The organism is Desulfobacter sp. UBA2225, from assembly GCF_002348205.1.
Taxonomy (GTDB): domain Bacteria; phylum Desulfobacterota; class Desulfobacteria; order Desulfobacterales; family Desulfobacteraceae; genus Desulfobacter; species Desulfobacter postgatei.
On the sequence record NZ_DDYV01000198.1, the window covers coordinates 1 to 13,872 of the forward strand.

A 13,872-nucleotide genomic window follows, 5' to 3' on the forward strand; every position below is an offset into this window, starting at 1 on the left:
CCGGGAAAATGGGAATGCGCCCTCCCAGTTTGTCCAGAACTGGTTTGACAAAATCATTGATGAATCAATTATGCTTGATCCCGCGTTTACGGCAGACCGGATAACCAATTTCATGGTATCAACACTGAAATCGCTTTCCCCCGGACAGGCCGCTATCTGTGTGACCCATGACTGGAATATCTTTTCCATCAAGCAGTTCACTCTTGGATTTTCGTATGAAGATACCCTTGATGCCGGGTATCTGGATGCCGTGGCGTTTTTTGAAAGGGATTCCCGGATTTTTGCCGTTGCCAGGCAGTTCGATCCGGTCGAAATCGTTTAAAGTTTTATATTAAGCGGTTGCCAGAAAGATAGCTCTCACCGGTGCCGGATACCCCTCAACGGTTTTTCCAGGATCTTCTGGATCCAGAAAATTTTCAAGGGATTCCGTTTGAATCCACTGGGTTTTGCGTTGCTCTTCAGCAGTGGTGTCTGTGATATCCACGCACCTGATATCTGAAAACCCGGCCCGAACAAGCCAGGCTTCCATGGCAGACAGATCCGGGATAAAAAAGACATTGCGCATTTTAGCGTACCGGTCAAAGGGAAACAGACAATAATTGTTTTCCCCTCTGATGACCAGATTTTCCACCACCACCCGGCCCCCAGGCACAAGGCTGTCATGTATCTGTCTGAGCATCTTCACAGGGGATTTGCGATGGTACAAAATGCCCATGCACAGCACCAGATCGAAAAAACCATCCATGGCCGGCAACTCATCATAGGCGGCCGGCAGACAGAATACATTTTTTAAATTCAGATATTTTTGAGCCGCACAATACTGGTAATAAAAATAACTCTGGGGTTCAAGGCCTAAAGCAAACATGGGGTCTGACGCCGCCATTTTAAACATGTAATAGCCGTTACTTGAACCGATATCTAAAATTTTTCTGTTTTTAAGGCTGGGCAGATGGGGCGCCAGACGTTCCCATTTCATCCAGGACTGCCACTCGGAATCAACGTGAATACCAAAAAAATCAAAGGGGCCCTTGCGCCAGGGACTCAGATGGACAAGACCGTTGTAAAGCCTCTCTTTTTCATCGGGTAAAAGCTGGCCTGCCTGCCCGATGCTGACAGCCCTGGATAACAGATCAGATGACAAATCAACAACATTGGGACAAATTTCAGGCAGTTCTTCAACCACCTTTTTAAGCTTTCCAAAATTTCCTTTGGCAGACTCAAGAAAGGCCCCCTTTTTTTTTACCAGTTTTTCCAGGGCATCATACCATTGGTTCCATCCCAGGTGACCGTATTTTTCTAAAAAGTGTTCCATTTTATTTAACAGCAATCATGGATGTAAAATTAAACCACTTCAGCCAGACATTAAAGGCGGAGAATCCGGCGTTTTGGATACGGTTTTCATGTTCTGAGACGGTTTCGGGAACCAGTACCCGCTCCAGGGCATCTCGCTTCTGACTGATTTCAAGATCTGTATAGCCGTTTTCCCGTTTAAACTGGTAGTAATACTCCTGCTCCAGGACTTTCATTTGTGGATCAGCGTGAACGGTCTTTTCCGTAAGCAGCAATATGCCGCCTTTGCAAAGGCCTTTAAAGGCCGATTGAATAAGCCTGTCGCGTTTTTCAGGATCAAGAAACTGCAACGTCAGGTTTATAACCACCACAGATGCGTTTAAAATCACAATATCTTCAATACAGGCACAGGCAAGGTTTATGCAACCTTGACTGTCATGAACGGAAAGCCGTTTTTGAAATCGCTGGATCATGGGCCAGGAACTGTCAACGCCGGTCATTTTAAATGCAGTTGCGCCAAAACACTCAAGAAGCAGAACACCCAGGTTGCCATGGGAACATCCCAAATCGAAGATCCGTGTGCCGTTTTGATAAAACTGCCGGGCAATTCTTGCCTGCTGTTTAAGTACTTCGCCGTACAGCGGTACTGATCTGACCAGCATATCGTCAAATACCCGGGCGACGTTTTCGTTGAACCTGAAAGGTGTGATCGTGGTCAGTTTTTCTGCAAATACCCTGTCTTTATTCATAGCACCGTCCGTTTTAATCCGGGCATCTATACATCATTTACAGGGTTTGTGCAAGCGGTTGGGAAACCTTACCAAGCGGTACAATAGGCACTTCAGATAATTCACATATTCGGACAGGTCTTACTGGAAAAAGAATCTCAGGCCAGGTCTAATCCCGACGGCCGGCCGGAATGTTGTCTATCACCATGATTTCCTGACTTCCTTGAAAGGTATCTCCGTCAGTCGTGTCTCCGGTCAATGTCAATGTATAATCGCCTATGATCAGGTCGTCCAATTTTTTGATTTTATCTGAATCAAATTTGGCGACAAAATTGCCCCTGTCATCGTATTTCCACCAGTCCATGTCAACGCCATTCAATGATACGGTTTCTACGTCCACCAATTTGTAGGCGATGTCCGTATGAACTGTGACAATTGTACTTTTGCTCTGGATGTTGAGCACATTCGGAGACACATCAATCTCAATGTCAAAGGCGTAACACGGGACAGGTATTTGCAGCACAAGTAGTGAAAGGGTCAAAAAACCGCAAAAAGACAAACAAAAGGATTTCATTTTTTTTGCCATTTCTTTTTCTCCTTTGTTGCGGGCCTGTCCCAGCCGTTCCAGGTATTCTCTCCCGAAACTGCGAAGGCAGGCGCTCATTGTTTTTTTATATATTAATTATCGTTTATTAATAATCATCCGTCAAGGTCATTAAAAAAGCTTCGATCTCTTTCAGCTGATTTGGTGTCAGCCCCAGATTTCCAACTTTTGTTGACAAGTTTTCTTCCACTTCCGGTGTAAAAACGCTGCGATCATTTAAAAACTCAAGCATTTCCATGAGAGTTGGAAACACACCGTTGTGGGAATAAGGGGCTGTAAGCGCAATATTGCGTAGGGTTGGAATTTTAAATTTTCCGTCTTGGGCTGCATCACCGACTATAGGCCCCAGACCTAAATCCGCACCTTCTGATGGAATTCCATCGTTGGCCGGAACACCGATATTGGCGTATTTGTAATTGGTGAAAAGGGCCGCCGGCGCACCAAATGCCTTTGTTATGGAATGACAGGAGGCGCAATTGGTCTGGAAAAGATCCCGACCAGCCTTTTCCTTATCGGAAAGCACTGCTGTGTCAAACTTTGAGGTAAATTTGGTCACATCGGTAGATCGCTCATATGCAGCTATTGCGATGCCAAAGTTGTCATAGGCTGCCGCCACGTCTTCAAGTGATCCAGTGCCGAAAACGCTGTTCCACAGGTTCACGTAATCAGAATCCTTGATTATCTGAATCACCGCATCTTTACTAGGCATGGTCATTTCAACAGGATTTAATGGTGGGCCCTGGGCTTGCTCGGCAAGGGGGTCGCCCAGATCCCAGCCAGTTGCGCGGCCGTCCCAGAACATGCCGCCGACCCATTCGCTGGAAGCTTCATCCAGAGCCAGTATCGGGCTGAATCCGGCATACGCAGAGGAAGGAGCATTGCGCCCGCCTTTGCTGACGCCATCTGCGCCCGTTGAAACAAAATTGGTATAAGGATCCAGATGATTTGTGATATCTGCAAATCCACTGAAAGGATGGTGGCAGTTCCGGCAGGATTGTGTGCCGTTAAATGACATGTTCTTGTCGTTATAAAGCCGCATCCCGAGCTTTTCAATATCAGAACTGACGGTCGGACTGCCTCCGGCAGCCCAGGCTGCCGAAATTACAAATAGGGAACTTACAAGAATACCTGTGAACTTTTTCATCATGTTGCTCTCCTTTTAATATTTTTGAGGATATATAAAAGCTGTCTGCCACAAGGCAGCATGTAGCCTGATTTGATGAACAATAGATACCGATAATATCTCACTTTACCAGATGCGATTTTGAACTAATATTGGCAAAATGCCTAGTTGAGGCATAGCCGATGGCTTAAAAGTTCAGGCAAAAAGAGCCGGGTACCATGGGGTTACAGGGTGGTTATCCCTTCGCGTATGGCAAATTTGGTCAACTCCGCAATGGAATGGACGCCGACCTTTTCCATGATGTTTCTCCGGTGGGCATCGACGGTTTTTGGACTCACATGGAGTGTTTCAGCTACCTCTTTGGAATTTTGACCTTCGGAGATCAATTGAAGAATTTCGCGTTCCCGATCGGTTAAAGTTTTTCTTTGTAAGCGATGGATTGTATCAGTTTGAGGCACAAGGCGCGACAGGTATCCGTCCACAATGGTCCCTGCAATTTCAGGGCTGATGTAGACCTGCCCTTTTGCCACCAGGCGGATGGCCGAAACCAGTTCTCTTGCGATGCAGTTTTTCAGGATATAGCCGGACACACCGGCCTGGAACATCCCTTCCACAAAGCGCCTGTCCGAGTACATGGAAAGGGCCAGGACTTTAGTGGCTGGGGCTTCTGACAGGATTTTCCGGGTGGCTTCCATACCGTTTAACTCAGGCATGGAGACATCCATGATCACAAGATCAGGGTTGAATTTTTTAACTGCAGACAGGGCGGCCCTTCCAGTGTCAGCTTCGGCAAGGACCAGGAGATCCGTCTCCCTTTCAAGAAGCAGCCTGAGACCTTCACGAATCACATGATGATCATCGGCAAGAATAATATTTATTTTCATGGTGTTTCCTTTAAACGGTATGTTTCAAATTATACGGGACCTTTAAAATTGCCCGGGTTCCCTCACCGGACTTAGACAAGATCGAAAACTCTCCGCCAATGGAGCTGAAGCGTTCACGAATGCTGAAAAGGCCGAAACCGATATTTTTATACTGTTTTTCAGGATCAAACCCAATCCCGTTATCCGTAACACAGATTTCAAAGAAATGCGCTCCTTGAGACAAGCGCACCGTTGTTTCCGAAGCGTTTGCGTGTTTGATGATATTGTGGAGTAATTCTCTTACTGTTCTGAAAATAAGAATACTCAAACTGTTATCCAGCCGATCTCCCTCCAGAAAAGTGTCGATACCATGTTCCCTGCAGGTGGTTTCCAAAAGCCATTCCAAGGCCGGCTTCAGTCCCAGTTCATAAAGTATCGGCGGGCTGATTTCAAAAGTCAAAGTCCGGGTTTCTTGAATAATTTCTTCAAGATTATCTTCAATTTCATTCATTTCGCGGGCCTGGGCCGTATTAACCGCCGCCCAGGACTCCCTGAACATTGAAAGTTTTAACTGGCAGATCGCCAGATTTTGACTGATCTGGTCGTGGAGCTCTGATGCAAGCCGTCGTCTCTCCCGTTCTTCCGTCAAAAGAAGTTTGTAAGTAAGATGTCTCAGCCGGGTTTGCTGGGATTGGAGTTTTTCTTCGTAACTTTTCCGCTCCCGGATTTCATGATTCAAACGAAGATTGATTTCCTGCAAATTTTTATGAACCTGGGTAAGTTTATTAAAAAGCGTTTGAAACGCAAAGCACAAAATACCGATTTCATCGTTCCTGTTTAAACAAAAGGGAAATAAAGTCGGTTTTGCCGACCCCAACGAAACAACCCACGCCGTCAGTTTCCCCAAGGGGTCAATCACCACCTGATTCAATAAAAAAAAACATCACAAACAGCAGGGTAAATCCGGCCAACACAGTGGAAATCAGAACAAGAAACATGGTGTTCTTTGCATATTTCATGATCTGCCGGGGAATTTCGGCGCGGATGATGAGGTCGGATGAACTGGTCAACCCCTTGAAAACATTGTATACGAAGAGCCTGCTTTTATCCTGCTCTTCAAACATGGGACCGGGATTTTTTTGCAATCTTTCAAATATCGACCGGGATTCCGCCGGAATGGAGGGGTCCTGTGAAAGCCAATATCGGTGATCCACCTTGGTCTGGTCCGTCAGGATTTTCATGTACGCCTCGTTTAGAAAGCGACCCATGATCAAATAGCCTTTTGCCGGCCCCTGGTGAAGACTTCGGATGACAGGCCGAGATGCCACAAGAAGCGGACCTTTTTCTGTGCCATAAACACCGGCAACACTGCTTTCTATATCTTTCGTATGCGCCATGAATACGTGGGACAATGGAAAACGATCGTCAGGGAATTGGGTGCTATTCAGTTCCAGGCCTGTCCTTAAATCGAACATTTTTTCCCAGAGGACACGGCCATCCAGGTCCAAAAGCATAATGAGGTTTAATCTGTTGTCGATAAAAGTCGTACGAACAAGGTTCGAACGGATGAAGTCCATATTTGTATTCTGAACGAACGCATAAGCATCATCCCACGCCGCCCAGTCATGGACAAATTCATCCAGATAGTGGATCTCCCTTCTCAGGGCTTCAAGGCACCGGTTCAAATCTTTCTCGGCCTCAAGCCTTTCCTGCAGAACGAAACTTGGGAAAACCACAAAACACTCAATACCGTAGCTCAAAATACCGTACAAAAGCAGTATTGCCAACAGAACGCCCAGAATTTTTGTTTTTAATTTCATAGTCAATAATAATGATTAAGCCGTTTGAATGATAGGGTGGAAAAATACTTTTTGTCAAAAAAAGTATCGATAATGAATGAAAAAGATTAGGTAATTTTTTTACATGCAATAGCCCTGATTCCTTGACTGCTTTTAGGGACAGTGGTACCTTTGCCGTGAAATAATTCCAGAACAATTCACAACGTATCTAAGCAAATTACATAGGGGCAAATTACATAGGGTCAGATTACATAGGGATGTCAGGACATGGAAATTATCGGCATAGATGTGGGGTTTGGTTTTACAAAAGCATATAGCGGACAAAACTCGGTAATTTTCAAATCCATGATCGGTGATGCGCCTGATATCCAGTTTATGTCATCCATGGGGGATGCCGCAGCAGCAGCAAATCTGCATATCACTCTGGACAATAAAACGTATTTTTTAGGAGCCTATGCCGAACGTCAGTCCAGCCTCACCGAATATACCCTTGACCAGGAAAAAATGGTTGAAGAATTCATCAAGATACTGGCCCTTGCGGCGGCAGGCACATGTTCCCAGACCCATGGCCCTATCAATGTGGTAACCGGCTTACCTGTGGCGTACTTAAAACGTGATACCAAGCGGCTTAAACAGATTCTCCAGGGTGAGCACGAAATCATCTACCATCACCAGGACGCACCTGATGAACACAGAAGGATTTCAATTGACAAGGTGCACGTCATACCCCAGCCCATTGGGTCCATCTTCAACCTGATTTTCGATGATAACGGAAAAATATGTGACAGAGACCTTGCAACATCCAAGCTCGGGGTGGTGGATATTGGATTTAAAACAACGGATTTTTCCATCTTTGACCATCTCCAGTACATTGAAAGGGGGTCGTCAACCATGGACACAGGCGTGGCCAAGTGCTTTTCCGTGATAGCTGATAAATTGCGTCAGGAAAGTGGTGTCAATTATCGTATCCGGCGGTGGGTCTATCCCTTTGGCCGAATTTCTGATATCATCGGTTGAAGGCAATGTGATCCCCATTCCCAAGAGCATTGATGCACGATTCAATAATGTTCGGGGGTATTGTAAATTCGGTCATTACCAGTGGGGCAAAGACAAGACTATACCTTCCCGGCAGGCACCGGCCCCTGAACAAGAACCTTCTGCCCGGGAGGAGACTCCGTCTTCGGAAGAAACAAATAAAGCAGGGAAAGGACTTGCCTGGTTGAAAAGGCAAAACGCTTAGACGCTATATGAACATTGATACACTAACACAAATTCTTTCCATGGTGGCCGAGGGCGCACTGCCCGTTGGACAGGCCGCAGATCAATTAAAACACCTTTCGTTTGAAGATATCGGTTGCGCCCATGTGGATCATCACAGAGCTCTTCGCAAAGGATTCCCCGAGGTTATTTTCGGGCAGGGCAAAACATCGGCACAGATTATTGCCATTCTTGAAAAACTGGAACAATCGGAAAATATCGTGCTTGTAACCCGCATTGATGAGGATAAGGCAGATGCCGTTCTTTCACGGTTTCCCAATGCACAATATTTTGATGACGCCCATCTGTTAAAAATAGAAAAACAGCCCCCCGCCATTACAGGCCGGGGAACAATTCTCATCGTCAGTGCAGGCACTTCAGATATTCCGGTGGTCATGGAAGCCTTCTTAACGGCAAAAGCCATGGGAAATGAAGTCAAAACACTTTTTGATGTCGGGGTCGCAGGCATCCACCGCCTTTTCGCATATCGGCAAGATCTTGAAAAAGCGTCTGTCATTATTGTTGCCGCAGGTATGGAAGGTGCCCTGCCCTCTGTGGTGGGTGGCCTTGTCAAAGCGCCTGTAATTGCTGTTCCCACAAGTGTTGGTTACGGCACAAGCTTCAACGGCATGACCGCCCTTTTGGGTATGCTTAATTCATGCAGTTCAAATATTGCGGTGGTCAATATAGACAATGGATTTGGTGCAGGTTATATGGCCTCGACTATTAACCATGTAGGGGTTGAACGTTAGATGAGTGCCTGTCCGGAAATAAGAAATATCATCCAACGTGGAAATTGGACAAAAAGGCTGTTTTCCGGACAGGAACTAAATTTGGCGCCGTAGTTTAAGGGCCTCCTTATTTGACGGATCAATCATCAAAATGCGGTTCAGATAGTCGTCAGCCTGGAGAATACGTTTATTGTTGATATGAATCCGGGCGATCTGAAGTTTGGTTTTAACACCCCCTCGCATGTTGTCATCAACCGTGATAAAGCATTCCATGGCTTTTTCCTGATCACCGGTTTCAAGGTAAATGGTGCCGGCCTTATACATCAGATCCATGTTGGCAGGATTCTCCTTGATCGCTTCAGTAACGATCTTGGCCACATATTCATATTCCTGGTTGTCCAGACAGATATTCATGATTTTTTCCTGAAGCATCCTGTTGAAACGGCTTTTTGAGATGATACGCGAAAAAAGCGTTCTTGCCTCCGTTCTGAATCCGTTAATCAAAAGTGTTTCACCCAAGTGAACCGCTGAATCAAAATACCTGGTACTAAAAGAGAGAATTTCCATGTAAAGCTGGGCGGCCTGTTTAAAGTCACGCTTGTTAATATACAACTTGGCCAGGTGGTTTCGTGAAATTGTATCCTGAGGGTTTACGGCAACGGCCTTTTGAAGACATTTTTCACCGATTTCGGCTTTCTTGGCCTCAAGGTATAACAGCCCAAGTTTTCTTAAAATACGTGATGCATTGGGTTTGAGTCCCAAGGCTTTTCGGGTTTCGTCTATGGCGCCTTCGATATTGCCTGCCTCTTCACATGCTCTTGCTTCGAGCAGGTGAATTTTTGCCTTTTCCGGGTGGTTGACAGCCTCGATAACACTTTTTATCTTTGTATCCAGGGCGCCCAGGGTCAATGGTTTAAGAAGATACCCCTCCACTTCGTATTCTGCAGCATCGGCCACAACGTCGCGTTCGTTTTCAGCTGTAACCATAATAACAGGAATGTCCCTGATCTCTTTATCCCGGCGCAAGTTGGCCAGCATCTGGCTGCCGTTCATTTCCGGCATGTTCCAGTCAACAATGAGCAAATCACAGAAATGGTTTTTCAGCGCAAGCAAACCTGATTTTCCATTATCCGCAAAAAAAAGCTCTTTGCCGATCCCAAGATTCCGCAGCATTTTGCGCAGGGTCAGGCGCATGCTTTTCATATCATCCACAATCAGTATGGTCATGGTTTCAATATCAATCATAAAAACGCGTTCCTGTTAAACTGGTTCAAATTTTCCTTAATCATTTCGGTTACAACAATTGTATCTAATTTCAAACCATTACCGACCTGGGTTTCAATGTCGACGGCGGCAAGTCTTAACTGCTCAGCATTGACATTGGCGGCAGCGCCTTTTAACGCATGGGCACAGGCCTTGACATTTTCGGGATCAAATGGCGCTTGTTTAACAGCAGACACAAGATTATCAACAACTCCCTCCACTTCCTGAAAAAAGGATTCAAGAACTTCTGCAGCCAATTGCCTATCATTGCCAAAGCGTTCAAGAAATCCGATCCTGTCAAATACAGATGGGCGTGAATCGTTATCTTCCAAAGCGGTCAGGGCCTGTTCTTGTTTCTCAATGTCATACATTTCAGGACCAGGCATGTCAAAATTCGGTGGGTCAAACGCCACCGAAGGCACGGTTCCATACTTATATGCCTCAATAAGTTCAATTAAAGCCTGGGGATTAACTGGTTTTGAAATAAAATCATCCATGCCGGCCGCTTTACATCTCTGCCGGTCCCTTTCAAAGGCATTTGCGGTCATAGCAATGATGGGCGTGGGTGTGAGTTTTTCTAAGGCTTCATATGCCCGGATCTGACGGCTGGCTTCATATCCGTCCATTTCCGGCATCCGGCAGTCCATGAAGATCAAATCGTATTTATTATTTTTCGCCTCTTCAACAGCCTGAAGGCCGTTGGATACCGAATCAGTCTGGTATCCATGTGTGCATATAATTGCCTTTGCCGTCACGACATTGGTTTCAATGTCATCCACGATTAAAATTTTAAACGCTCTTTTTTTACGTTCTGCAAGAGTATGGCGGGTAATAATGGCCTGGCGGTTTTTCCGATAGGTCGGTGAAAGCACCGTGCGGATGGCATCCTGGAGAATGGTTCCGTCCAAAGGAAAGCTTAAAAAGGCTGAAAAGCCCAGGTCTTCAAATTCCCTTGCATCCCCCTTCTTACCCACAGCAGTGACGAGAATTAACGCAAGGCAATTCAACTCAAGATCCTGGCGGAATTCCCTGCCAAGGGTCCTTGCATATTGATCCGATTCGCTAACCTCCATAATGACCACATGAAAAGGGATTGAATTTGTCTTTGCAAGGGTAACAAGTTCAATAACTCGGCTGTGTTCACAAGTCTTATAATTAAATCCGATCTGGTCAAGTACTTTTGTCAGGCGGGTGCTGGGTTCCGGCTCGTTAGATATGGCGATCACCCTGATGTCGTTGATGGGAACGGCAGACAGCTCCTGGGCAATCTCCTCGGGCAGCTGTTTTTCAAAGGGGGCTTCAAACCAAAAGGTGGAGCCTATCATTTCAAGGCTGTCCACCCCAACCTGTCCACCCATTAATTCAATAAACTGTTTTGATATCCATAAACCAAGGCCGGTACCGCCATATTTCTTTGTTATAGACGCATCAGCCTGAACAAAGGGCGCAAAAAGGCCTTTGAGAACTTCCTCGTTGATACCGATACCTGTATCATCCACGCTGAAATGAATCAACGCATGTTCTTCCTTGTCCTCTTTGAGTCTCACATTCAGGGTCACAGACCCGTTTTCAGTGAATTTGATGGCATTGCTTGTAAAATTTAAAAGCACCTGGCGTATTCTGCCGATATCGCCTTTGAGGCGCCTTGGCACATCCGTGTCGATATTATAGATAAACCCAAGTCCTTTTTGCCTGGCCTGCAATTCCGGTAAAGAGACAATATCCTTGACGGCTATTTCAAGATCAAAGGGACGGATATCTAATTCAATTCTGCCTGCCTCAATTTTGGATAGATCCAGAATGTCATTAACAATGGTTAAAAGGGCTTTGCCGCTGTTATAGGCAATGTCTGCATAGCGTCTTTGCTCAGCGTCAAGCTCAGAGCCAAGAAGCACGTGAATCATGCCTAAAACCCCGTTCATGGGATTTCGTATTTCATGGCTCATATTGGCCAAAAAGTTATCTTTAGCTTCAATCGCGTTTTTGGCATCCGCCTGAATTTTTTGAGAAAATTCAACAGCAGCCTGTTTTTCCGTGATAAGTGCCTGATGTTTTTTGAGCATTAGCAACAAAATAAATCCGATACCGGAAAAGAGGATTATAAAGCACACAAGGCGAAATTCATTGAGATTCAATGCGCCAGGCCCCCAGGAGGGACCAAAATAAAAAAAGGCAACCAACCCCGCACAAATGCCGAAAACAAGGAAAAAACCGGACAAATCAGCGAATAGAACAGTTCCGGCCATGACAATGATGAAAAAAAAGAGACCGGGACTGAAAATGCCGCCGGTAAGACAGGCAAACCAGGTTATATAGGCGGTGAAAATCAGTACAATAGTGCGTCCCAAGATTACGGATCGCTCACTTAAAAAATGATATGCGGCCCATATCATGCAGACCGTCGCAATTGATGGTGCAATCAGGGCAAGCGTTTTCGCATACAGACCCATTCCTGCCAGACAGAATATAATTGCTGTCATAATGGATGACAGCAGCATTGCCGGATGTTTATCAGTGATCATCTATCTTTAATATCAACTTAAATTTATGGTAGTTATGAGTGGATGTAAAAATAATATAACTTTCTGACAGTTTGAAAGTCAAACCCTAATTCGTGCCTATTCAGAAATAGTCTTTTTATTCAACGAAGAAATTTAACAAAAATTCTTATTTCCGGACAAGCAAGCATAGTCCGTTTAATATTGACTCTCTGTCAGGTAAAAATTTAATTTGGTAAAAGTTTTATTTTTCTTGACATTAATGTTATTTATATATAATTAATATATTTAATTAAGAGTAAAATATTATGATGAATACGAATATTATTAACAGCCTAGTAGTGGTCCTCATTATCGTGGAGGTGATTATTATCACCTCCTGGCGAAGGGGCGATTAGTGGCTTAAATAAGATTAATTAAAAAAAGCCGTTACCAGCCCCGAAGGGGGGCAGGTAACGGCTTTTTTGCTTTTAGGAGACTTTTAAAGAAATGAGACGAAGCTGCATTGCAACACAGGGCGTGGCAAGGGCACCCCACCGGGGCCTGCTGAAAGCCTTGGGATACACCGACATTGAGCTTAACCGCCCCCTGATCGGGATTGCCAATTCCGCCAATGAACTGATCCCGGGCCACATGCACTTGGACTCCATTGTCAAAGCCGTCAAGACCGGTATCTCCATGGCCGGCGGCACCCCAATGGAATTTTCCACCATCGGCGTATGTGACGGCATTGCCATGAACCATGTCGGCATGCACTATTCATTGGCATCAAGGGAACTTATTGCCGACAGCATTGAAGTGACTGCCATGGCACACCCCTTTGACGGTATTGTCATGGTGCCCAATTGCGATAAAATTGTACCGGGCATGCTTATGGCCGCGGCAAGGCTTAACATTCCTTCCATTTTTGTCAGCGGCGGCCCCATGCTGTCAGGACGCCACCCCCAGGACCGGTCAAAAAAAATTGATCTGATCACCATATTCGAGGCCGTAGGTGCAGTTCAAAGCGGCAAAATGACCGAAGAAGAGCTCTTGGAGATGGAAAATGCCGGCTGTCCCACCTGCGGGTCCTGTGCAGGCATGTTCACGGCCAATTCCATGAACTGCCTTACCGAAGCCATCGGTATGGGGCTGCCCGGCAACGGTACCATTCCGGCGCCCATGTCCAGCCGGCTGCGTCTGGCCAAAGCTGCCGGTATGCAGATCATGAATCTGGTGGTACACGATATTACCCCGGACAAGATCATGACCAGACAGGCATTTATGAATGCTCTGGCTGTGGATATGGCATTAGGTTGTTCCACCAATACGGTTCTGCATCTCAAAGCCATTGCTGCCGAGGCCGGTGTGGATATCCCCCTGGATTTGATTAATGAAGTGAGTAAAAAGACCCCCCATTTATGCTCCTTAAGCCCCGGCGGAAAGGACCACATTGAAGATCTTGACGCAGCCGGCGGGATCCAGGCCGTGATGAAGGAGCTTAGTGACAACAACATGATCGACACAAGTCTTCTCACAGCCACGGGTAAAACCATTAAAGAAAACCTTGAAAATGTCAGGGTGAAATACCCGGATGTCATTCGGCCGGTCAACGATCCTTATCATAAGGAGGGTGGGCTTGCCGTATTGTTCGGCAACCTTGCGCCTGAAGGCTGTGTGGTTAAACAGTCGGCGGTTCTGCCGGAAATGATGACCCACAAGGGACCTGCAAGGGTA

Annotated in this window: 13 protein-coding genes and 1 pseudogene; 5 read left to right on the forward strand and 9 right to left on the reverse strand. The window is 45.9% G+C overall.

All coding sequences use genetic code 11. The features are described from left to right. Positions 1–322: pseudogene (locus B3D59_RS10055) on the forward strand (histidine phosphatase family protein); the annotation flags it as partial. Between the two features lie 9 nt (positions 323–331). On the opposite strand, the gene cmoB reads toward B3D59_RS10055, so the two are convergent. The 7 genes from cmoB to B3D59_RS10090 form a co-directional block, all read right to left on the reverse strand. Further along, the gene (gene cmoB, locus B3D59_RS10060; RefSeq protein ID WP_286819480.1) at positions 332–1,312 is read right to left on the reverse strand and encodes a tRNA 5-methoxyuridine(34)/uridine 5-oxyacetic acid(34) synthase CmoB; all 981 of its coding nucleotides are present in this window, start codon (positions 1,310–1,312) and stop codon (positions 332–334) included. 1 nt (position 1,313) lies between these two features. Next, entirely contained in the window at positions 1,314–2,039 is a 726-nt protein-coding gene (gene cmoA / locus B3D59_RS10065) for a carboxy-S-adenosyl-L-methionine synthase CmoA (protein WP_286819484.1), read from the reverse strand. A gap of 148 nt (positions 2,040–2,187) precedes the next feature. Next, entirely contained in the window at positions 2,188–2,604 is a 417-nt protein-coding gene (locus tag B3D59_RS10070; RefSeq protein WP_286819486.1) for a hypothetical protein, read from the reverse strand. A 106-nt stretch (positions 2,605–2,710) separates the two neighbouring features. Then, the gene (locus tag B3D59_RS10075) at positions 2,711–3,769 is read right to left on the reverse strand and encodes a cytochrome-c peroxidase (protein WP_286819491.1); all 1,059 of its coding nucleotides are present in this window, start codon (positions 3,767–3,769) and stop codon (positions 2,711–2,713) included. A gap of 200 nt (positions 3,770–3,969) precedes the next feature. After that, complete coding sequence (locus B3D59_RS10080) at positions 3,970–4,629, reverse strand: response regulator (RefSeq protein ID WP_286819494.1); 660 nt, start codon at positions 4,627–4,629, stop codon at positions 3,970–3,972. A 10-nt stretch (positions 4,630–4,639) separates the two neighbouring features. Beyond that, positions 4,640–5,347, reverse strand: coding sequence for a sensor histidine kinase (locus B3D59_RS10085; RefSeq protein ID WP_286819495.1), 708 nt, complete (start codon positions 5,345–5,347; stop codon positions 4,640–4,642). 172 nt (positions 5,348–5,519) lie between these two features. Next, a complete protein-coding gene (locus B3D59_RS10090) occupies positions 5,520–6,395 on the reverse strand; it encodes a CHASE4 domain-containing protein (RefSeq protein WP_286819496.1) in 876 nt (291 codons plus the stop codon). Positions 6,396–6,674: 279 nt separating this feature from the next. Between B3D59_RS10090 and B3D59_RS10095 the strand changes: the two genes are divergently transcribed. From B3D59_RS10095 to larB, 3 genes are read left to right on the forward strand one after another with little or no spacing between them, the layout of a single operon-like run. Further along, positions 6,675–7,424, forward strand: a complete 750-nt coding sequence (locus tag B3D59_RS10095) for a ParM/StbA family protein (protein WP_286819501.1) — start codon at positions 6,675–6,677, stop codon at positions 7,422–7,424. Next, a complete protein-coding gene (locus B3D59_RS10100; protein ID WP_286819503.1) occupies positions 7,396–7,647 on the forward strand; it encodes a hypothetical protein in 252 nt (83 codons plus the stop codon). The genes B3D59_RS10095 and B3D59_RS10100 overlap by 29 nt, the downstream gene beginning before the upstream one ends. Positions 7,648–7,654: 7 nt before the next feature. Further along, positions 7,655–8,416, forward strand: a complete 762-nt coding sequence (larB, locus tag B3D59_RS10105) for a nickel pincer cofactor biosynthesis protein LarB (RefSeq protein WP_286819504.1) — start codon at positions 7,655–7,657, stop codon at positions 8,414–8,416. A gap of 75 nt (positions 8,417–8,491) precedes the next feature. Here the strand turns inward: larB and B3D59_RS10110 are convergent, their stop codons facing one another. Beyond that, positions 8,492–9,640 (reverse strand): response regulator, encoded by a 1,149-nt coding sequence (locus B3D59_RS10110; RefSeq protein ID WP_286819505.1) that lies wholly within the window; start codon positions 9,638–9,640, stop codon positions 8,492–8,494. Next, positions 9,637–12,180 (reverse strand): hybrid sensor histidine kinase/response regulator, encoded by a 2,544-nt coding sequence (locus B3D59_RS10115; protein ID WP_286819507.1) that lies wholly within the window; start codon positions 12,178–12,180, stop codon positions 9,637–9,639. Before B3D59_RS10115 ends, B3D59_RS10110 begins: the two co-directional genes overlap by 4 nt. Positions 12,181–12,645: 465 nt before the next feature. On the opposite strand from B3D59_RS10115, the gene B3D59_RS10120 reads away from it, so the two are divergent. After that, on the forward strand, positions 12,646–13,872 hold a 1,227-nt coding region (locus B3D59_RS10120; RefSeq protein WP_286819508.1), incomplete at its 3' end, for a dihydroxy-acid dehydratase.